General features: G+C 57.9%; 18 protein-coding genes and 1 pseudogene. 15 read left to right on the forward strand and 4 right to left on the reverse strand.

Going from position 1 to position 20395, the window contains the following annotated elements:
- The 11 genes and pseudogenes from X727_RS01000000165265 to X727_RS1000000169310 form a co-directional block, all read left to right on the forward strand.
- Positions 1–502: pseudogene (locus tag X727_RS01000000165265) on the forward strand (transposase); the annotation flags it as partial.
- 1597 nt (positions 503–2099) lie between these two features.
- On the forward strand, positions 2100–4127 hold the full coding sequence (locus X727_RS136185) for a CocE/NonD family hydrolase (RefSeq protein ID WP_023835395.1): 2028 nt from the start codon (positions 2100–2102) through the stop codon (positions 4125–4127).
- 528 nt (positions 4128–4655) lie between these two features.
- On the forward strand, positions 4656–6245 hold the full coding sequence (locus X727_RS136180; protein WP_023835396.1) for an ABC transporter substrate-binding protein: 1590 nt from the start codon (positions 4656–4658) through the stop codon (positions 6243–6245).
- A gap of 18 nt (positions 6246–6263) precedes the next feature.
- The gene (locus X727_RS136175) at positions 6264–7202 is read left to right on the forward strand and encodes an ABC transporter permease (RefSeq protein ID WP_031204827.1); all 939 of its coding nucleotides are present in this window, start codon (positions 6264–6266) and stop codon (positions 7200–7202) included.
- 1 nt (position 7203) lies between these two features.
- Positions 7204–8097 carry an ABC transporter permease gene (locus tag X727_RS136170; protein ID WP_023835398.1) on the forward strand — a complete coding sequence of 298 codons (894 nt, stop codon included), beginning with the start codon at positions 7204–7206 and terminating at the stop codon, positions 8095–8097.
- The gene (locus tag X727_RS0134950; RefSeq protein ID WP_031204829.1) at positions 8094–9107 is read left to right on the forward strand and encodes an ABC transporter ATP-binding protein; all 1014 of its coding nucleotides are present in this window, start codon (positions 8094–8096) and stop codon (positions 9105–9107) included. The genes X727_RS136170 and X727_RS0134950 overlap by 4 nt, the downstream gene beginning before the upstream one ends.
- Positions 9104–10153 (forward strand): ABC transporter ATP-binding protein, encoded by a 1050-nt coding sequence (locus X727_RS136165; protein ID WP_050591336.1) that lies wholly within the window; start codon positions 9104–9106, stop codon positions 10151–10153. Before X727_RS0134950 ends, X727_RS136165 begins: the two co-directional genes overlap by 4 nt.
- A 51-nt stretch (positions 10154–10204) precedes the next feature.
- Positions 10205–10636, forward strand: coding sequence for a CocE/NonD family hydrolase (locus tag X727_RS1000000169690; RefSeq protein ID WP_280806452.1), 432 nt, complete (start codon positions 10205–10207; stop codon positions 10634–10636).
- A complete protein-coding gene (locus X727_RS1000000169695) occupies positions 10617–10967 on the forward strand; it encodes a CocE/NonD family hydrolase (protein WP_280806453.1) in 351 nt (116 codons plus the stop codon). The genes X727_RS1000000169690 and X727_RS1000000169695 overlap by 20 nt, the downstream gene beginning before the upstream one ends.
- Positions 10964–11332 (forward strand): CocE/NonD family hydrolase, encoded by a 369-nt coding sequence (locus tag X727_RS1000000169700; protein ID WP_280806454.1) that lies wholly within the window; start codon positions 10964–10966, stop codon positions 11330–11332. The genes X727_RS1000000169695 and X727_RS1000000169700 overlap by 4 nt, the downstream gene beginning before the upstream one ends.
- A 224-nt stretch (positions 11333–11556) precedes the next feature.
- The gene (locus X727_RS1000000169310) at positions 11557–11799 is read left to right on the forward strand and encodes a hypothetical protein (RefSeq protein WP_023835404.1); all 243 of its coding nucleotides are present in this window, start codon (positions 11557–11559) and stop codon (positions 11797–11799) included.
- A gap of 519 nt (positions 11800–12318) precedes the next feature.
- On the opposite strand, the gene dddP is transcribed toward X727_RS1000000169310, so the two are convergent.
- From dddP to X727_RS136150, 3 genes are all read right to left on the reverse strand, one after another.
- A complete protein-coding gene (dddP, locus tag X727_RS136160; RefSeq protein WP_023835405.1) occupies positions 12319–13650 on the reverse strand; it encodes a dimethylsulfonioproprionate lyase DddP in 1332 nt (443 codons plus the stop codon).
- A gap of 142 nt (positions 13651–13792) precedes the next feature.
- Positions 13793–14824, reverse strand: a complete 1032-nt coding sequence (locus tag X727_RS136155) for a GlxA family transcriptional regulator (protein WP_081726261.1) — start codon at positions 14822–14824, stop codon at positions 13793–13795.
- A gap of 83 nt (positions 14825–14907) precedes the next feature.
- The gene (locus X727_RS136150; protein ID WP_023835407.1) at positions 14908–15600 is read right to left on the reverse strand and encodes a B12-binding domain-containing protein; all 693 of its coding nucleotides are present in this window, start codon (positions 15598–15600) and stop codon (positions 14908–14910) included.
- A gap of 350 nt (positions 15601–15950) precedes the next feature.
- On the opposite strand from X727_RS136150, the gene X727_RS1000000169315 reads away from it, so the two are divergent.
- On the forward strand, positions 15951–16259 hold the full coding sequence (locus X727_RS1000000169315) for a hypothetical protein (protein ID WP_245274238.1): 309 nt from the start codon (positions 15951–15953) through the stop codon (positions 16257–16259).
- 175 nt (positions 16260–16434) lie between these two features.
- Here the strand turns inward: X727_RS1000000169315 and X727_RS136140 are convergent, their stop codons facing one another.
- Positions 16435–17343, reverse strand: a complete 909-nt coding sequence (locus X727_RS136140) for a LysR substrate-binding domain-containing protein (protein ID WP_023835409.1) — start codon at positions 17341–17343, stop codon at positions 16435–16437.
- A gap of 134 nt (positions 17344–17477) precedes the next feature.
- Between X727_RS136140 and X727_RS136135 the strand changes: the two genes are divergently transcribed.
- From X727_RS136135 to X727_RS136125, 3 genes are read left to right on the forward strand one after another with little or no spacing between them, the layout of a single operon-like run.
- Positions 17478–18833, forward strand: a complete 1356-nt coding sequence (locus tag X727_RS136135; RefSeq protein ID WP_245274239.1) for an FAD-binding oxidoreductase — start codon at positions 17478–17480, stop codon at positions 18831–18833.
- Between the two features lie 16 nt (positions 18834–18849).
- The gene (locus tag X727_RS136130; RefSeq protein WP_023835411.1) at positions 18850–19731 is read left to right on the forward strand and encodes a dihydrodipicolinate synthase family protein; all 882 of its coding nucleotides are present in this window, start codon (positions 18850–18852) and stop codon (positions 19729–19731) included.
- Positions 19732–19756: 25 nt separating this feature from the next.
- Positions 19757–20371, forward strand: a complete 615-nt coding sequence (locus X727_RS136125; RefSeq protein WP_023835412.1) for a short chain dehydrogenase — start codon at positions 19757–19759, stop codon at positions 20369–20371.
- Positions 20372–20395 lie beyond the last annotated feature (24 nt).

Consider the following 20395-nt stretch of genomic DNA (forward strand, 5'->3'; position numbering starts at 1 on the left):
CTTGAGGACGAACGCACCGACGGCAGCGTCAATCGCCGCACGGCCATTTGGGGAAGTCGGTGCTGACGGGCACGTCGAAGATGACGCTGTCGATCCGGCGCGACCGGGCCGGGACCTTCGATCCGAAGCTGATCGCCAAATAAAGCGCCGTTTTCCCGTTTTCGATGACAAGATCATCTCCATGTACGCGCGCGGCATGACAGTGTGCGAGATCCGCGGCCATCTGGAGGAGCTCTACGGCATCAACGTGTCGCCGGACCTGATCTCGGCGGTTACCGATGCGGTCCTGGAGGAAGTGGCCGAGTGGCAGGACCGGCCGCTGGACGCGGTATATCCGCTCGTCTTCTTCGATGCCATACGGGTCAAGATCAGGGACGAGGGCTTCGTCGGGAACACGGCCGTCTACATCGCCCTCGGCATCCTGCCGGACGGCACGAAGGAGATTCTCGGCATCTGGATCGAGCAGACCGAGGGCGCCAAGTTCTGGCTGCGCGTCATGAACGCGCTTCACTGATCCGCGCGGACGCCAGTTGGGACAGCTTGGCGGTTCGGCAAGTCGGGGCTCCAGCCTCATGCTCACACGCCGCGGCCCCCGCCGTGCGCCTCCACGCACAGCTTCAACCTCGGTTCGAGCACATAGTCCCGTGATGAGGTCTTCCGGACAAAGGATGGCCGGATATTCGTCGCAAAGCCCGATAACGTGCACCATGACCCCTTACCGCTGCTCGACGAATTCTGCAGGGAGCTTGTGACTGAGTTCTGTGAGTTGGTGAAAGACACGCCAGGCCTTAGCGTGGCCATGTTCGTCATCACGTGCTCATAAGCAATTGCGTGCAACCTTAGCTGGGGCGACCGCCGTCGCCAGAGTACCGGGCGCGGGAGAAATCGGCACACAAGCCGTAAGGCCCGACCATATCGGCGTCGAAGGCCACCAGGTCCCCCGGCGTAATGCGGCGCGGGCCAGCTTCTTGCATCCAGGGGTTGTGCGCGGACCGGAAGCGTTTCGATCCACTCGCCACCGCGCCCAATGTCTTCGGCGTGCAACACCCACCCTAATTCCGTCTGGCTATGCTTGGCCGCAAACGCTCGCGCATCTTGGCAACCGCAATTTCGCAGGTACCCACCGGGCAGCGCATCGCATTGATCTCGTCAATTCCCTTGATAGCGCTGGCATGCTCCATGAGTTGCATGCGTTGAACACTTCAATGCCAAGCGCATCGAGCGCCCGCAGGCCGAGATCCTATTTGCCAGGCAAAGCCCTTGGCACCCGCTTCCTCTTCATCGCCGGCGACGAAACAATAAAAGCCGGCCCTCCCATCCCGGATTTCATTGATGAGCGGCTAATAAGTTAACAGGTGACTTCAACGATGGAAATCCCAGAGAACCAGGTATCCATCGGCCGATACGAACACAGCTCGAGAGGGATTGTGCATGATCCAGATATGCATGCGAGCGCAAATGCCGCTAATGCAATCGAAGAAATCAGAGCAGGAGACATGGCGCCCAGGCGATGCAGCAAAGCGCCGTAGTCGCCCCTGCGGCACGATCCGTCTGAACGGCTTTTCGGCCCCCGTCGCTTGGCGCCTTTGGCCCTGCATCCAGGCGAGATCGATGGGGCTGTACGCGGTCTCGAAAATGCTCGAAGAAACGACTGAATCTGTCGAGGGTACTGTCTAACCACGAAGCTTCGATATGAATTCGTTCTATACCAGTCGCTATCTTTTCCGCCTGCGATACCACCGCCGCATCGTCTATTCTAAGAGGAAGATGGAGGATTGAGCATGAGCCGGCGCAACTGCGTCGCCGTCTCCTTCGGCAAGTCGGGCAGCAAAAGTGGGAACTACCCAGCAGTGGAAAGTATAGGCCCTCGCACCTTTCTCAAAGCTGGCGCTGTACTTGGCAGATCGGATACGACCGCATCTCGCTGCCGCTGCGGTGCCTTCGCTCGTTCCAACCCCTTCCAGCTGCGATTTCCTCACTTGTTGCCCGTCGAGTGAGTACCCCTGCGACGGAGCAGTGGCGCCAGCCGGTTCCCCTGCCATTTCTATTCAATCGTCGAAGCTCGTGCCGCGGGCGCGAGCGCATCAAAGGATTGCACCATGGATGATATCCGGGTTGTCACCGACTTCCCCCGAAATGTGTGCGAGATCGAGAACGTCTGGATACCGATGCCGGACGGCGTGAAGCTTGCTGCCCGCATCTGGTTGCCGGAGGACGCAGAAGCCGACCCGGTACCTGCGATCCTCGAATATCTTCCCTACCGCAAGCGGGACGGAACCTCGGAGCGCGACGCGCTCACCCATCCTTACTTCGCCGGTCATGGCTATGCCGGGGTGCGCGTCGACATGCGCGGTTCGGGCGATAGCGAAGGCGTCTGCAAGGGCGAGTATCTCAAGCAGGAGCAGGACGACTGCTTGGCGGTGATCGAATGGCTTGCACAGCAACCCTGGTGCTCCGGAAGCGTCGGTATGATTGGCATCTCCTGGGGCGGCTTCAACGGCCTGCAGGTTGCCGCCAGGCGTCCGCGAGCACTTAAGGCGGTAATCTCCCTCTGTTCGACCGATGATCGATACAAAGATGAATGCCACTATTTCGGCGGCGCGCTTATGTGCGAAAATTTGATGTGGGGTGCGGCAGCTTGGGCGATCGCCATGACCCCGCCGGATCCCGCGCTTGTGGGCGAACGCTGGCGTGAGATGTGGGAGGAGCGACTGAACGGCAACGGCATCTGGCTGCAAGATTGGTTCGCGCACCAGCGCCGGGATGATTTCTACAAGCACGGCTCCATCTGCGAGAACTATTCTGATATTGAGGTTCCTGTTTATGCCGTGGGAGGCTGGGCGGACGCCTATCCTAACGCGATCCTCCGCATACTCGAGAACCTGCCAGGGCTTCGCAAGGGCCTGATCGGCCCTTGGGCTCATAAGTACCCGAATATCGCTATGCCTGGGCCGCGCATCGGCTTCCTCCAAGAATGCCTTCGTTGGTGGGACCAGTATCTTAAAGGCATCGACACCGGTATCGCCGACGAGCCGATGTTGCGGGCCTGGGTGCAGGATCCATTGCCACCGGCCGCCATCTACGAAGAGCGGCCAGGCCGTTGGATCGCCGAGTCCTCTTGGCCGGCCGCCGGCATTGTCGAACGGCGGCTGGCACTCTCACCGGGATGTCTTGTCGAAGGAGATAGAAGCGACGCTGTCCTCACGATCTGTTCGCCGTCCACCGCGGGGCTGTCGTCCGGTGTTTGGTGCGCCTATGGCGTCGTACCGGACCAGCCAGTCGATCAGCGCATGGAAGTCGGAAACGCCTTGGTGTTCGAAAGCGAGCCTCTCGCTGAGGCGATGGACCTTCTCGGCTTCCCTGAGTTTGAGGTGACCCTCTCCTCCGACAAGCCGGTGGCAATTCTATCGGCCACGCTTTCGCTGGTGTTGGAAGATGGTGCTGCTGCCCGCGTCAGCTATGGGATTCTGAACTTGACCCATCGGCACGACGACCTCGACCTAACACCAATGACCCCCGGTAAGGCGGAAGCATTACGCATGAAGCTGCGGTCCTGCGGGCAGCGCTTCGAAAAAGGGCAACGCATAAGGCTCGCCGTCGCTACCAGCCATTGGCCTATCGTGTTTCCTAGTCCAGAGAAGGCAACTCTCTCTATACATTGTGCCACCAGCAGTTTGATCTTGCCCGTGCGCGAAGCGAATGCGGGAGACTCCAAACTAGTGCCCTTTCCAGGCCCTGAAAGCGCGCGCCCGATGGCACGAGAGGTCATTGAGCCTGGCCAACCTTTCTGTCGCGAGGTAACCACCAACCAAGCCACCGGCGAAACAACTTTCCGCCTCGCGAGCGATGCCGGGACCGTACTGCACCCACATACGGGGATGATCGTTTCGGCCAAGCACAGTGACACACTAACCATGCATCCCGACGATCCAAACTCGGCGCGCGGCACCTCCAGTTGGGAAATGTCCTACATCCGCAGTGACTGGAACGTTCACATTTCGCTCTCGGCCACAGTTCGCGCGCTGCGCGATAACTGGCGCATCGAGACACATATCGTCGCGCGCGAAGGCGAGAAAGTTTGCTTTGAACGGGACGATGTCAAGGAGTTCGCTCGCGATCTCAATTGACCGGTACCCCAGTTGGTCCCGCTCGGGCCGGCCACTCTGCCCACTACCTTGTCTTAAATCAAGCGCCACTTCGATCTTGGCTCGATGCTGCTCGAAATCGTGACGACGGCATCCGGCAGACACAAGCAAGGCATCTGAATCTTATCGGTTAGCTTCGTGAAGCCTGCAGCAGCCAGCTTAGCGCCGGCTAGTGGGGAGCGATCGGATCGGCGGCTTCACCTCTGCTTTTAGGGAGATGCCGACACGGCGCTCTCGATGCCGCGGGCCTTTGCCGACATGCGGGATCCCTGCGGCAGCTTTTCATTGGGGGCTGAGGAAAATGTGCGACGGATTGGCTTTAGGGGCAGAGCTTGCTTGGTGGCCAAATTGAATTTGATATGAATCAGCTTTATACCAGTCGCTGTTTTATCTGTCTGCAACTCTGCAGCGCTATAGTGTATTCGAAGGGGAAATAAGGCGCGAGTGAGGCGTTCGCAATTACGTCGCAGGCCGCTTTCGGCAGGTCGCTCGGCAAAAGGGGAACCAACCATGGAGGATTTGATGCAAAGTGTGAGCCGTCGCGCCTGTCTTAGAACCGGTGCAGTGCTAGGTGGGGGTATAGCCGCTGGGATCATGCCGTTGTCGCAAGTGATCTGGGCAGCCGAAGGCAAGGTGCTCAAGGTACGTTCAAATGGAGACCTCATCACGCTGGATCCCGCTTTCGTCGGACAAGCCGCGGAGGTAGACCTAATGAACTGCATCTATTCGAAGCTCACGCGCTATAAGCCGGGCTCCGAATGGGGCTGGGAGTTGGAGGCAGCCGAAAAGATTGAACAGATAGACCCCACGCACTTTCGCTTTCGCCTGAAGAAAGGCATTAAGTTTAGCGGTGGTCACGGCGAGTTGACGGCCAAGGACGTCAAATTCTCCTTCGAGCGCGTGATCAAGCTCAATTCACCCATCAAGCCGCAATGGGGCTCGTTCGACCACGTCGAGTTGGAGGACGAATATAATGGCGTTATCGTATTCAAGGCGCCATTTGCGGCTGTCTGGCTCGTTCCGCTACCTTATGCAGTAGGCCAAATCATTTCCGAGGATGCGGTAATGAAGGCCTCCAAGGACGACGGCAATTTCGGTGTGAAGCCGCCAGCGTTCTCTGGTCCCTACGTGCTTGCAGACTGGAAACCTAATCAATATGCGCTTCTCACACGCAATCCGGACTGGTCAGGCCCGAAGCCCGGCTTTGATGAAATCCGCATCTTGCCGATCGACGACGTTAAGGCAGCCGAACGCGCCTATCAGGCGAACGACGTCGATTTCACCTTTATTGGTTTGGATTCGCTCGCCGGTTTCAAGAGCAATTCGCTCAAAAACACCGAGATCGCTGAGAAGGCCTCGACTCGGTACACATGGATCGGCATCAATGTGGACCATCCCAAACTGAAGGATATTAATGTCCGCAAGGCGATTCAGTGGGCGATTAATGTGCCGCAGATTATGGACGCTGCGTATGCCGGCCAGTCGGCTGCGGCGACTGGCATTATTCCTCCAAGCGTTATCGGACATCGCGCCAATACTCTAGTCCCCCCGGAAGGCGATCTTGCAAAAGCCAAGGAGTTTCTGGAAAAGGCCGGGGTGAGCGATCTAACCTTGACCATCGACTGCGACAACAGTAGTGTTAATTCGACTATTGCTCAGACGGTGCAAGCGCAACTGTCTCAGATCGGCATTTCGGTCGAAGTCAATGCTCGAGATTCCGGCACATTCTGGTCACTCGGCATGGAATCGGAGGGCGATCGCTGGAAGGACTTACAGCTCTTCATCATGACCTTCTCCGGTCTGCCGGATCCGTATGATTACGTGACCTGGTTCGTGCAAGATCAAGTAGGCGTATGGAACTGGCAACGCTTCCGCAGCGAGCGCTTTGACGAGCTCAACGCCAAGGGACTCTCCATTAGCGATCCGAACGAGCGGGCGAAGCTCTACCAGGAGATGCAGGACCTCATGGAGGAGTCTGGCGCTTTCAGGTTCCTGACCAATGAGACCAACCCCGTCATGTATCGCACTACGCAGATGCAGGCGGCAATGCGCCCGGACGGGACACCGTTGTATATCGATTTCAAGCCGGTTAAGGCGTGAACGATCGGACCCAGCACCGTGTGGATCTATCTCCTGAAACGCACTGTCCTCGCGGTCGCAATTATTGTGATCGCGGTGACGCTTGTGTTCTTTATGATTCGTGCCGTGCCTGGGGATCCGGCCACAGCTCTACTCGGCCCCCGCGCGACCCCAGAGATGATAGCCCAGCTTCACCAGCAGATGGGGCTGGATAAACCGCTCGCCGTGCAGCTCGCCACCTTTTTTTGGGGGCTGCTCAAGGGCAATCTCGGTTTTGACGTAGTCAGCCAGCGACCGGTTGCGGACATCATTTTCGAGCAACTGCCCTATACGATCGACTTGATCATCGTCTCGATCTTGTGGCCGGTCGCGATTGCGGTGCCACTCGGCTGTTACTCGGCCATGAAGCGGAACTCTGTGATCGACCAAATTGTCGGTGTCATGGCGGTCGCCACGATCGCCATTCCTTCCTTCGTCATGGCAGTCTACGCACTTCTGATATTCGCTGTCACGCTCCATTGGTTGCCAGCAATCGGAGCCGGCGAGGGTTTTTCGGACAGTCTGGTCCATCTCATTCTGCCGGCCTTCGCCATTGGTATCGGCTGGATTGGCTATATCTCCCGACTGGTACGGGCATCTATGCTCGAGATCCTGGGTGAGAACCATGTGCGCATGGCGCGCTCCTTCGGGATTTCCGAATGGCGTATCGTTTCGCGTTACGCGCTACCCCTTGCGATCCTGCCGACGGTGACCATCATTGGCGTGGGCATAGCGTGGTTGCTTTCTTCCGCGGTTTTTATCGAGGTGGTTTTCGCAAGACCCGGCATCGGCGCCTTGATCGTGAAGGCGGTCAATACGCGGAACTACGCGATCGTAATAGGGGCGGTGCTCGTCACCACCGTTCTCACGGTCGTCGCGACAACGGTCTCCGATCTGATCGCGGCCTCTATCGATCCTCGAACCCGCGAGAAAATTTAGCATGGCGAGCCTTGAAGCCATCCGCGCCGAAGCCAGGCGGGAGCTAGGCCCCGGCGCCTTTCGCAAGATTGCCCGGCAGTTGCACAAGAACTACCAGGGCGTGCTTGGCGCCGTGCTTGTCGCTCTCGTGTGCGCGAGCGCGATCTTCGCTCCGCTCATCATTACACATGATCCGACCCGCATCATGGTCGGGCCGCGTTTGGCAGACCCTTCATGGGTTTTTCTCCTAGGCACCGATCAACTGGGCCGCGACACATTCTCGCGCGTCATGATGGGCGGCCGCGTCCCGCTGCTTGTCGCCTTCGCCTCCCTTGGGAGTTCGCTGGCAGTGGGCCTCGCGCTTGGTCTGATCGCAGGCTTCGGACCGAGGTGGTTGGACAATTTGCTCCTTCTTTTTTTCGATACGATCCGCTCCTTTCCCGGCATTATCTTTGCATTGGCCATTATCGGGCTGCTTGGACCCAGTCTGCCCAGCATTATTTTTGTCATCGCAATTACGTCCATGCCTATTTACGCGCGCGTCGCGCGGACCCAGACAGAGGCGCTTCGCAACAGTGAATATATTGCCGCGGAGCGCAGCATGGGCGCCGGCACGACGCGCATCCTTGCCGTGCACGTACTGCCTAACGTCATCGGGCCGCTCCTCATTCTCGTGAGCATGGACGTGCCGGCTGTCATCGCCGTAGAGGCGGGTCTCAGCTTTCTCGGGTTGGGCGTACGTCCGCCGACGCCTGATTGGGGAGCTATCCTCAACGATGGCTATAATTACATCCAACAGACGCCCTGGCTGGTCGTTGGCGGTGGCATTCCGATTGTCCTCGCAACTCTAGGCTTCACATTCTTAGGCGAGGCGCTGCGCGACATATTCGATCCAAAGCTGCGGAAAGATATATGATACGAGACGATCAGTCATCGCATTCGACTTCTCCGCTTCTGGAAATCCGTGGCCTCAATCTCGACTTCGGTACGCCCGGGGGGCGCGTTCATGCGCTGCGAAATGTTTCGCTTAACGTTCCAGCCGGACAGGTGGTTGGCATTGTCGGTGAAAGCGGATCCGGAAAGTCGACGCTTGCATATACGGTGATGGGCCTCCTTCCTGAAAATGCAGATGTCACGGGTGGCAACATCCTATTCGAAGGACGAGACCTGCTCAAAATGCCCGCTCAGTCGCGCCGTAGCCTGCTCGGCGATCGATTTTCCATGATCTTTCAGGATCCGATGACTGCGCTCAATCCCGTGCGAACCATCGAGAACCAGATGATCGATATCCAGCACCACGAGCGAAGAAGCCGAAGCGAAAAGCGTGCTCGTGCCATCGACATGCTCCACCGAGTCGGATTTCCCGATCCACAAACCCGGATCGGAGCCTATCCGCATCACTTTTCCGGCGGCATGCGTCAGCGGATCTGCATCGCCATGGCGCTGCTTGTAAGACCGGTGCTCTTGATCGCCGACGAGCCGACCACCGCACTCGATGCAACGCTGGAAGTGCAGATTATCCATCTCCTCAAAGATCTGCAAAGAGAGATTGGTTGTTCCGTACTTTTCGTCTCCCATCATCTCGGTGCTGTGGCTGAACTGTGCGACCGGGTCGTCGTCATGTATGCGGGCGAAATGGTGGAGCAGGGTGCCGTACGCGACCTCTTCCACAATCCTGCTCACCCCTACACCCGCGCACTGCTCGAGTGCGATCCTGGGCGGATCAGAAAAACCACTCGCACTTTGCCGACCATTTCCGGCGAGATGCCCAATCCCCTCGGCTTCAAGCAAGGATGCATTTTTAGCGAGCGATGCCCACAGGCGTTCGATCGCTGTGTCCAAGAGACACCAATCGAGTATCCCATCGGTTTGGAGCAGACCGCGCGATGCCATCTGCTTGATGAAGAGCGGTTGGCTTCGGCATGAGTGCACTTCTCCGCGTTCAGGATCTATGCGTCCGCTTCCGCACCATGGGGCCGCTGAAAGCGCTCGCAACCGGGACCAAAGCCCCTTGCATCGACGCAGTATGCGGTGTCTCCTTTGAAATTCACAAAGGCGAGACGCTGGCCTTTGTCGGCGAAAGCGGCTCGGGCAAATCCACCATCGCGCGCACGATAATCGGCTTGCAGCGGGCCGTGAGCGGCAGCATCAGCTTCGATGGCCAAGAACTCACGGAACTCAGTGCAGCCGAACGCAAACCCTGCCTGCGGCGCATGGCGATGACGTTCCAAGATCCGATCGGTTCACTCTCGCCCAGGCTGACGGTGCGATCGCTCCTGACGGAGCCTTTCCGCATCCACGGGCTAAAGGATCGCGATGCCGGAGCCGAAGCGACGCGCCTGCTGCGCACGGTGGGCTTGCCGGCGGATTTTGTTGGCCGCTATCCCCATCAGCTATCCGGCGGTCAGGCCAGGCGCGTCAGCGTCGCGCGTGCCCTTGCGCTTAATCCGGATTTGATCATCGCCGATGAGCCGACGGCTGGCCTGGACGTCTCGGTGCAGGGCGAGGTGCTCAATCTTCTCGCGCGGCTTCAGGACGAACTCGGCATGGCGATCCTGATTATCACGCACAATCTCAACGTTGTGCGGCATATGACCGATCGCATGGCGATCATGTATCTAGGCCGTTTTATTGAGGTTGGCTCGACCGAGCGCATCTTTGAGCACCCGCGTCATCCCTATACACAGGCGCTGCTTGCGGCCAATCCCGAGCCTGACCCGGATGCGGTGCTGAACAGAATCGAGCTTAAGGGCGAGGTCCCGAGCCTGATGAGGCGACCATCCGGCTGCGAGTTCCACACGCGCTGTCGCTACGCGCAGGATATCTGTAGCCGCGTGTTCCCCCAATCTTCGGTAAGCCGGGAAGACCTGGAGCACAGCTTCAGATGCCATTTCCCGCTGGAGCACATCCCAGTAGAGAAGCCGCACACCCCGATGGACAGCTGCGAGGTCAACTTGAAGCAGCGCGATTAACCATTCGACTTCGCGATCGCCTGTATTGTTGAATGGAAGGACGTAGTTTGAATGGGCATTACAAAGAAGAACGATGGTGGCTCTGTAATGGGCATGGTTTCTCAATATGTGAACGCGCCGCTTCTTAGCAGCAACAATGCAAGGGCATTTTTGAGCACTACGACGTTTAGCCCCCAAACCCCACAGGCCGGGGGACGAACAGGTCCACGTAGGGTGCGCGAAATCGAGAACATCTGGATTCCAATGTCCGATGGCACCAAGATTGCGGCGCGCATGTGGCGGCCGGAGGATGCCGAGGAGAGTCCGGTGCCAGCGCTGATAGAGTATATCCCTTACCGAAAGCGTGATTCTTACCGGCTATTTGATGAAAGCATGCACCCCTACTTAGCTTCCTATGGATATACTTGTGTACGGCCGGATATTCGGGGATCGGGGGATTCCGAGGGATTGCCGCAGGACGAGTATGTTAAACAAGCAGGATGACGGTGCCGAGATCATCGCGTGGCTTGCCAGGCAGCCCTGGTGTACCGGCAGGGTCGGAATGTTTAGACGTTCCTGGGGCGGTGTTAGCGCCCTACAGTTGGCTGCTCGACGTCCACCTGAACTCAAGGCGATCATAACGGTTTGCTCGACCGACGACCGCTATACCGACGACGCGCATTACACCGGTGGCGTAATTAACGATGCTATGATTTTTGAATGGGGTGTCCGCTGGGCGGCTTATTGCGGGCTTCCGCCCGATCCCTCGATCGTTGGTGACCGCTGGCGCGACATGTGGGTCGAGCGTCTCTCCAATTTGACTTCTATCCCATGAATTGGCTGGCACACCAGCACCGAGACGCATTTTGGAAGCACGGGTCGATTAGTGAAGACTATGCCAGCATCGAATGTCCCGTGTATGCCGTGGGAGGCTGGAGTGATCCTTATTGTAGCACCGTTGCACGCATGCTCGCCAACCTCAAATGTCCGCGCAAAGGGCTTGTCGGCCCGTGGGGACACCAATATCCCAACGAGGGCGATCCTGGACCTGCGGTAGATTGGCTCACGGAAGCGCTGCGTTGGTGGGATTACTGGCTCAAGGACATCGATACGGGTATCATGGACGAACCAATCTACCGCATGTGGATGCAGGTCGAGGCCCCGATGCGGGGCACACACGAACGGACGGTGGGTCGCTGAGGATGCTTGGCCGTCGCCTCGCATCAGTCCGTGCAAATATTTTCTCAACCGAGACGGATTGGACACGGACCCGGCGCCGAAACGGCCCGTGTTCTAAGCCCTTTGCAGACCGTCGGACTAACGGCGCCCGATTGGCACTGGAGAGATCTCGACAGGGACGCACCGACCGATCAGCGAACGGACGGTCCGGGGATCGATGCAGGCTTGATGCCACCGGCACAGAAATGTGGTGGACAACATCGGAGTCGACAGAAATACTTGACCACGATCCGACCAGGGCAATAGCCGACACGCAGTACATCACAACCATGAAACGCGAGGATTGGAACGTCCGGGTCGAAAGTTCTTTGCGCGTGAGCCTGACCAAGGATGACTTTGTGTGTGTGGGGCAGATCAAGGCCTTGGAACACGATATTGAAATTTTCGCCAAGAGTTGGGAACGCGCTATCCCACGCATGCTGGTCTAATCCATGTCGTCGATGGCTGAGTAAACCAAGGGTGCTCAGCAAGGAAGTCGAAGTGTCCGAGGCTTCGACGCCCTTACACCGGCAGCCGCCAGCATTGGAGCAGCTATCCGGGGGTTTACGATCTTCGACGCTTTTCCGGCTTCGACACACGGTGCTTTATCAGCTTAAACTCTAGCCAAGTGATGTTCAGCCGGTTCGACATGTTCACCGGCACTGGTCAGCGGCGGACTGGCCTGCGTTGGAGAAGGACTAGATGACCGTGGCGGAGAGCTACGATGCGGGCGAGAGCTTGAGTGCGGCTGCGTGCGGACATGCCCACATCCTTACATCCTTTGTTTCCTTCGTCGCCACTGCAGCTTTTTCGCGTCGCATATGGTTCCAATCGCCTGCGAGCGTGCCATCGACAGATCGATCATTGGGATCGTCAAGCTGAAACCGCATCGGCGAGATCGACTTCTGATGGGCGCGCTCGATTGTACGACAACGACGCCGGAAAGACCGGATAATCAGTGTCCGTTGTTACACCATCAAAGCCGCGTCGAACGGGCATTTTGTGAGGTTTTCAAAGCCGTTTTCGATGATCAGCACCTGCTCTTCCAGCTTCACGCCTTCGCGCCCACCAACTGCGCCAATGTAGGCCTCCACGCACAGGGTCATTCCCGGCTCGAGGACGTAGTCGAATGCGCCACGGATAAAGTCCTCCGGATATAGGATTGCTGGATATTCGTCGCACAGTCCGATGCCATGCATCATGACGCCATATCGCTGCTCGACGAACTCCGCCGGAAGCCTGTGGCTGCGCTGCGTGAGTTCGGTGAACGAGACGCCCGGCTTTAGCATGGTCATGTTTGCAGCCACGTGCTCGTGCGCGATGGCGTGCAGCCTTCGCTGTTCGTCGGTGGGCCGGCTGTCACCGCAGTGCCAGGTGCGGGAGAAATCCGCACACATGCCGTAAGGTCCAACCATATCGGTGTCGAAGGCGACGAGGTCTCCTGACATTACCCGGCGCGGTCCAGCTTCTTGCATCCAGGGATTCGTGCGCGGGCCGGAAGTCAAAATGCGTGTTTCGATCCACTCGCCGCCGCGTGCGATGTTTTCGGCATGGAGCACTGACCATAATTCCGTCTCAGCTATGCCGGGCTGCAAACGTTCTCGCATTTTGGCAACGGCAATCTCACAGGTCGCGAGTGAGCAGCGCATCGCATTGATTTCGTCAATCCCCTTGATCGCCCTAGCATGCTCCATAAGCTGCATACCGTTGTAGACTTCAATGCCGAGGGCATCCAGCGCACGCAGGCCGGGGATCTCGATCTTGTCGACGGCGAGACGTCGGTTGTTGCAGCCAAAGCGGCGCAGAAGTTCGTCGATTTGTCCGGCAAAGTCCTTGGCGACTGCTTCCTCTTCGTCCCCGGCGACGAAATAGTAGAAGCCAGCGCCGCCATCCCGGATTTCGTTGATGAGCGGCAGATATGTCGACAAGTGGCTGCAACGATGGAAGTCCCAGAGAACGACATATCCATCGGCTGAAACGAACACAGCTCGGGACGGATTGTGCATGATCCAGATATGCATGTTCGAGGAATCTGAAGCGTATCGTATGTTCAGCGGATCGAAGCACAGTACGCCAGCATAGTCCCTTTGGCGGAGTTGCTGAACAATCCGGTTAAGCCGGGTCTTGCGCATCCGCTCAAGGTTCGGTGTGGTGAGGCCTAGCGCTGCCCACTCTGCGAAGGCGACATCGGTCGGTCCGATTTCCACTCGATCGTTGTCATCGATGCTCCCATCCGGCTTCAGCGCTGTCGCCCCTCGCGTAGGATCAATTTTGTTGTTCACGATCGAAAACGAGGACATGCGAAGCGTTCCCAGGTAGTTTAGGCTTGGAAGGGATCTAAGACCGGATTCGCTAGCTGCTAAAGGCGGAAAAAATATCGACCGACATAAGATCAATTCCTCCGAGATTCGCGCTATGATGCTCGTAGTCGCCGAGCGAAGGTTAGCATCGACAGGCACTGGGATTGGCGCCGAACGCTTCGCGGAAGCATTTCGAAAAATGCGAGGCGGATGCGAAACCGCAGGCGATCGCGATCTCAACAATCGGCAACTCTGTTTGCCCAATGAGACGCTTAGCGCGGCTAAGTCTCAAATGCAGGTAGTAGCGCATTGGCGATGACGACACGGATCGTGCGAAGAGCCGCTCGATCTGACGCTGCGAACGACCGACGCATTTTGCAATGTCGCGTAGGGGCAGCGGGTCCTCAATGTGCTCCTCCATGATCCGAATGACTTCTTCCATCGTCTTGCAGATGCCGGTTTCACCAGCATTGATGGTCCGTTGTCTATCCGAAGCAGGGCGCCAATGTCCGGCAGTCGTATGTCGGCAGACAGCCAATGCGGTGTCTCTGCCAAGTCGTTCGCTGATTAGCTCCATCACGAGGTCAAAGGAGGCGAACTCTCCTGCGCAAGTGACGAGGTGAGTATCACGAACGAACAGTCGGTCGGTCACCTGGAGGCGGTCAAATTTTTCAGAGAGAGCGGCCCTTTGGTCCCAATGGATTGTGCATGCGCTATCGTCGAGCAACCCACTTTCCGCCAGCAGCCATGTCGCGGTGCCCAACGCCGCGATTGGAACCCCCTGCCGCTTGCAAAGCCGAAGAATCTTGCTGAGGGACGTCGACGTCTGCTTTTGGACCCATTCCCCGGCGCAGACAATGACCATGCTTGGCCCTTTGCCGGCCTGAACGCATCCTCCAGTGCTGGCAAAATCGCTGTCGACCGACAGGATGAACCCGCTGGCGCATTCAACCGGCTGGCCATCCAAGCTTGCAATCGTCCACTCGAAGAAGGATCGGCCGGAGATGGAATTCGCGAGGCGAAGTGGATCCACGAAGGATGAAAGGCTGAGTAGCGAAAATCCGGGAAGTGCAAGGATAACCAGTCGGTACACGTCTTGAGTGTCGATCACCTTCCGGCTGGGATTCCATCCCACGATCCGCGAACGGCCTCCCGCTGAAAATGGCGCATTCATAAGGTCATAGATCCTCGTTGATGATGATCAACATCGAGCGGCCGCGTTGGCACCACCGTCTTACAGGATGGGCGCCGCGGCCATCAACCGCGCACGTTGTGCTTGCGCTTCATGAAGTCCTTGGCGGTTTCGACCGCCACCGCCGCGTCACGGCAATAGGCGTCAGCGCCGACGGCCTTGCCGAATTCTTCATTAAGAGGCGCGCCGCCGACCAGCACGACATAGTCGTCTCGAATGCCCTTTTCCTTCATGGTGTCGATGACCACCTTCATGTAGGGCATGGTGGTGGTGAGCAGCGCCGACATCCCGACGATGTCCGGCTTATGCTCCTCAATCGCTGCCATATATTTCTCGACGGCATTGTTGATCCCTAGATCGATGACGTCGAAGCCGGCGCCCTCCATCATCATGCCGACGAGGTTCTTGCCGATGTCGTGGATGTCGCCCTTGACGGTGCCGATGACCATCTTGCCTTGCTTCGGCGCGCCGGTGGCGATAAGCAGCGGTCGCAAGATGAACATGCCGGCCTTCATTGCGTTGGCGGACAGAAGCACTTCAGGCACGAACAGGATGCCGTCGCGGAAATCCTCTCCGACGATGCGCATGCCTTCAACCAGCGCCTGCGTGAGCACGGCGTAGGGCTGCCAGCCGCGATCGAGAAGGATGTTGGTGCCTGTTTCGATCTCCTCTTTCAGTCCGTCATAGAGATCGTCATGCATCTGCTGCACCAACTCGTCGTCGGAGAGTTCGGAAAGGATGATCTCGTCGTCGGTCATGGCGGGTCACCTCGTGCTTAATTTCAAAGGAGGTCGGCACCCCATCCTCGATGGGGCACCGACCCAGGCTTCCGGTTGGAGCCTTGGGAGTTGATTCAGACTGCAAGCCGGAATTTCCACAGATCAATCTGGACGGGTGAACACTATAATTCTTCACCTTCGTATGGCTGTACAACTTTAGCGAAAGTGCTGCATACCGAATCGTGAGGGATCCGCTCCAAACCTGTCATGATCTAAATGTCATCTCGAAGCGGGAGGGGGCCTTGGAGATGAGATGCATAACCATCTCGCCCTCAAGGCGCACTCGCTGACNATGTCATCTCGAAGCGGGAGGGGGCCTTGGAGATGAGATGCATAACCATCTCGCCCTCAAGGCGCACTCGCTGACCCTGGACATCGGCGCCAGCCTCTTTCCATTGTCTGAGTGCCGGTTCGTCCCTGAATTCGATTCCGATCTCGTGCAGGATCGCCAGCGAAGCCTGGTGAATGCGCTCAAGCTGCTCAGCAGTGACGACCTCGACAGGCCGGATGCCGTACTTGATGGTCGAGACGCGCGGCCTTCTTTCCGCCTCTCGGGCAGCAACCACCGACGCGCGTCCTCCGCGGCGCCGGATTGCGGGAGTATCAGCATCCATCTTGCGTCCCCTGCAGCCGAATAATCAGCATCCCACCATCTTCTGATAAGGCGGGCCGTGCTTAGTTTCGCGCTGATGATAGCGACTAGCGAGCGCTCCGAGAATTCGTAAAAGGTTTCGCCAGCCTTAAACCCAGTTTATATCTAGGTCGCTCGTGCGCAAGCTGCGAGGGATAAGCCACGGTAAGGGCTAATTTCAATCACGGGCGGAGTTCTTCAGACTGACCAAGAAACCAGTCAACCAAAACCTTGCACCTCTTGTTCTTGCTGGCATCCTCGCTGGCTAACAGAAAGAAGGCCCTGTCGGTCTTGATTTGGGTTGGCAATGCTTTGACGAGAAGGCGGTTGTTGAGAAGCTGCTGGGCGGTCAGGGACCATCCCAACGCTATTCCTTCACCGGCAAGAGCTGCTTGAAGCGTCAGCTGGTAGTCGTTGAAGACAATGTTCGGTGTGATCTCGCCGGCATCTCCGCCTGCCAACTCGACCCACTCGGGCCAGCCCATTCGCTTGCGAAAATCATCGGAAGAATGAATGAGCTGGTGGTGAACCAGCTCATCGACGGTCTGTGGAGCAGGGTGCGCCAGAAGATACGCGGGGGAGCAAACGGGAAAGATGATTTCCTCGCAAACGAACCAGCTGTTGACCCTTTCAAAATCCCGGGGCCGCACCCACACCGTGACGTCGATCTCATGATCCGGCTCGACATCCCGATCGGTGGCGACAACCTTGATCCTGACGTCCGGATGCTCTTCCTGAAAATGATAGAGCTGGGGCGCCAGCCAATGTGCCGCTAGAGATGTCGACGCTGCGAAGGTGATGTACTTCGTTCCGCGATCGGAGATGATCTCAAGCCGCTGTTCCAGACGGCGGAAGCTGGTGCGCACCTCGTCATAGAGCTGCCTGCCAGGTTCTGTCAGCTGCACTCCTCGATTATCTCGGACAAAGAGTGCGGTCCCGCAATGCTTCTCGAACGTCTTGATCGAGTGCGAGACGCTCGGTTGCGTCACGTTAAGCTCACTCGCTGCACTCTTGAAACTCAGGGTTCGGGCCGCCGCTTCGAAGACAAAAAGCGAGTGCGTCGAGGGTACCAGGTTACGAAGCTTTGACATGAAGCAGGTCTATATCAGGCGCGATCTTTTCCGTCTACGCGACCGACAGCACATGGTCTATTCGAACAGGAAGAACGCTAGAGCAGCCGTTGGCGCGACTACGCTACCGGCCGCATTCACCTAGAGAGTTGGCAGTGAACTCATTCAATCAAACAATGACAAGGCAGCGTATTGTCGTCCAGCCGCCACATCCGGAGCCAACAGTCTCCGGCTGGTACAGCACGGCGGGACCGGAGCTGCCTCTGGTGCCGCAACAAGGTGACGTCGCATGCGACTGCTTGGTGATTGGCGGCGGCTGGATGGGGCTTCACGCAGCCCGTCGATTTGCTGAACTCAACCCGCAGGCCTCCGTAATCCTGGTCGACGCCGGCCGCATTGGGGACAATGCATCCGGACGATGCATGGGTTTCGTCATCGATCTCGCGCACAACCCCCGAAAGCGCGATTTCGTCGAAGACATCAAGGGAAACAAAGAAGAGCTGTTCGTTAACCTGGAGGGGATCGCCTACATCCGAAGCGCCGTCGAAGAGCATGGGGTGGATTGCGACTGGGACCCGCAGGGAAAGTACCACAGCGCGGCCACGTCTCACGGTGCGGAAGACCTGGACCGCTTTTCGAAGGCGCTCGATAAGCTTGGGCAGAACTACAGCTGGGTTGAGACCCCCGAAATCCAGGCGATCACCGGCAGCAAGCACTACATCAAAGCCCTGCACCACCCCGGCACGATCCTAGTCCAGCCTGCGAAGTATCTCAAGAACGCTGTAAAACGCCTCCCCCCGAACGTTACCATTCATGAAAACACCGCTATTGTGGCGGTGCAGTTCGGCGCGCCGAAGCACATCTGCGAGACGCCCGTCGGGACAATCACGGCTTCGAAGGTCATCATCTGCGCTTCAGGCTATCTGACGAAGTTTGGCTTCTTCAACAACCGCGCCATACCGCTCTACACCTTCGCGAGCATGACTCGACAGCTCACGGAGAGCGAGCTTTCCCAAGTGGGCAATAAGCGAGCCTATGGGCTTATTCCGGCCGACAGCTTTGGGACGACGGTACGACGCACGATCGACAACCGTCTTTTCCTTAGGAACGTTTACTCGTACGCGATGAATTTCAAGACAACGGAACAAGATGTGCTAAGGGCGCGAACCCAGCAGCAGGTAGCATTCGACCGTCGATGGCCTGGGCTTTCTTCAATGGGCTTTGAGGCCAGCTGGGGAGGTCTGCTCACGCTCGCGCAAAATGGCGGAATGGTTTTCGGCGAGTTGGCGAAGAACGTCTATGGGGCCGCCTTTTGCAATGGAACCGGCGTCGCTCGAGGGGCCGCCTTTGGCAAGGCCGTCGCCGAACTGGCCACGGGGCAATCTTCGGCTGTCATCGAAATCCTGAAGACGCGGGCCACTCCGAGCAGGACATACCCGAGACTTGTCACATCAATGGGCGTCCGGTTCGTCACGGCACTCCGTTTCAAGCAAGCGGGCGCTGAAGTCTAGCAATGAGAGGAACGGAATGGCGGACTTGAAGGGCATTAATCTTGCAATGCAGACACCGTTCGACGGTAACGGTGCAATCGACTACTCGGTTTTCGAGGAACTGATCGAGAAGTACATCTCGGCCGGCGTCCATGGCTTGGTGCTGGGCGCGGGGACAGGACAGCATCCCTACCTCACCGAAGCCGAATGCAACCAGCTATATGAAGTCGGCGCGAAGCGCATAGCCGGCCGCTGCAATTTCACTTGCCAGACGTCGGCTCTCAATATGGACGAAGTCATCCGGCGTTCAAGGCAAGCTGAATCGGTCGGCGCGGACGCGCTGATGGTTTTGCCACCGTATCTGGAAGGCCCGTCCGATGAAGATGGAATCTTCAGCTTCTACAAGGAAATCGACGCGGCGGTCGGCGTGGACATTGTCGGATACAACATCCCGCAGGCTACCGGCATCTCGGTCTCGCCACGGCTTTTTGACCGACTAAGCGGTCTTAGTAATTTCAATTACATCAAGGACAGTGCCGGCGACTTCACCGTGCATCAGGAGTACCTGCAGACGGGAGGCACTGTGCTAAATGGCTGCGATACGACGACTCTCTATGCCCTGATGGCTGGCGCGCGCGGCGTTATCTGGGGCGCAGCAAACTATATGCCTGATGAGGCTGTCGAACTGTACAACCTCGTGGCGGCCAAAGATTACGAGCGGGCACTGGAACTTTGGCAGCGAATGCTGCCCTCGCTCCTTTTCATCTGGCGGGCACCCTATACCCCCTCTGTTCTCAGAGCCGCGCAGCTGCGCGGATTCGGAACCGGCAACGTCCGGAAGCCACTGGCAAAACTCTCGTCGGAGCAGGACATGGCGCTCCGCGCCGCACTTGCCCCGCTGTTTGAGGTCGCCTCCTAGCCGTCGCTTTATCAAAGAGGACCCTATGCGGATTGTCCTGGTTGGTTCGACTGGAGTTATCGGGTCGGCCGTGGCTGCCGAACTTGGCAAGCGGCACGATATTGTAGCGGTCGGACGAACAAGCGGCTCTTTCCACGTCGACATCGCCGAACCGGACTCTATCCACCACCTATTCGACAAGATCGGTACATTTGACGCGTTGGTCTGCACGGCAGGTGCGGTGCGCTACGCCCCCTTGGACCAATTCACGGATGAGCAGTTCGAGATCGGGTTACGCAGTAAGCTGATGGGGCAGGTTAATCTCGTCGTGAGGGGTCTCAAGCGCATCAGCTACAATGGGTCATTTACCTTGACTTCCGGTCTGACCAACGAAGATCCGATCCGGCAGGGAAGCTCGGCCGCCCTAGTCAATGGCGCCTTGGACGGCTTTGTACGCAGCACGGCGATCGAGCTTGGACGGGGGTTGCGGATCAATCTGGTCAGTCCGACTCTCGTACAGGAATCGGTTCACCTATACGGCGACTTCTTTCCCGGCACCCGGACGATGCCGGTGAGAGAGGTAGCGCTCGGCTACGTCAAGAGTGTCGAGGGCTCCCAGACGGGTCGGGTCTATCGGATGGGCTGGGTCAGCGAAACCTAATCTCGCCAGCAATGGCGTCGCACT

Source organism: Mesorhizobium sp. L103C105A0, from assembly GCF_000502215.1.
Classification (GTDB): Bacteria; Pseudomonadota; Alphaproteobacteria; order Rhizobiales; family Rhizobiaceae; genus Mesorhizobium.

Coding starts and splice junctions, on each gene's coding strand:
- X727_RS1000000169700 (WP_280806454.1), top strand. CDS start 10,964: ATGAATTGGCTGGCACACCAGCACCGAGACGCATTTTGGAAGCACGGG.
- X727_RS1000000169315 (WP_245274238.1), top strand. CDS start 15,951: ATGCATAACCATCTCGCCCTCAAGGCGCACTCGCTGACCCTGGACATC.
- X727_RS136180 (WP_023835396.1), top strand. CDS start 4,656: ATGGAGGATTTGATGCAAAGTGTGAGCCGTCGCGCCTGTCTTAGAACC.
- X727_RS0134950 (WP_031204829.1), top strand. CDS start 8,094: ATGATACGAGACGATCAGTCATCGCATTCGACTTCTCCGCTTCTGGAA.
- dddP (WP_023835405.1), bottom strand. CDS start 13,650: ATGTCCTCGTTTTCGATCGTGAACAACAAAATTGATCCTACGCGAGGG.
- X727_RS1000000169310 (WP_023835404.1), top strand. CDS start 11,557: ATGTGGTGGACAACATCGGAGTCGACAGAAATACTTGACCACGATCCG.
- X727_RS136185 (WP_023835395.1), top strand. CDS start 2,100: ATGGATGATATCCGGGTTGTCACCGACTTCCCCCGAAATGTGTGCGAG.
- X727_RS136165 (WP_050591336.1), top strand. CDS start 9,104: ATGAGTGCACTTCTCCGCGTTCAGGATCTATGCGTCCGCTTCCGCACC.
- X727_RS136155 (WP_081726261.1), bottom strand. CDS start 14,824: ATGAATGCGCCATTTTCAGCGGGAGGCCGTTCGCGGATCGTGGGATGG.
- X727_RS136150 (WP_023835407.1), bottom strand. CDS start 15,600: ATGACCGACGACGAGATCATCCTTTCCGAACTCTCCGACGACGAGTTG.
- X727_RS1000000169690 (WP_280806452.1), top strand. CDS start 10,205: ATGGGCATTACAAAGAAGAACGATGGTGGCTCTGTAATGGGCATGGTT.
- X727_RS136140 (WP_023835409.1), bottom strand. CDS start 17,343: ATGTCAAAGCTTCGTAACCTGGTACCCTCGACGCACTCGCTTTTTGTC.
- X727_RS136170 (WP_023835398.1), top strand. CDS start 7,204: ATGGCGAGCCTTGAAGCCATCCGCGCCGAAGCCAGGCGGGAGCTAGGC.
- X727_RS136125 (WP_023835412.1), top strand. CDS start 19,757: ATGCGGATTGTCCTGGTTGGTTCGACTGGAGTTATCGGGTCGGCCGTG.
- X727_RS1000000169695 (WP_280806453.1), top strand. CDS start 10,617: ATGTTAAACAAGCAGGATGACGGTGCCGAGATCATCGCGTGGCTTGCC.
- X727_RS136130 (WP_023835411.1), top strand. CDS start 18,850: ATGGCGGACTTGAAGGGCATTAATCTTGCAATGCAGACACCGTTCGAC.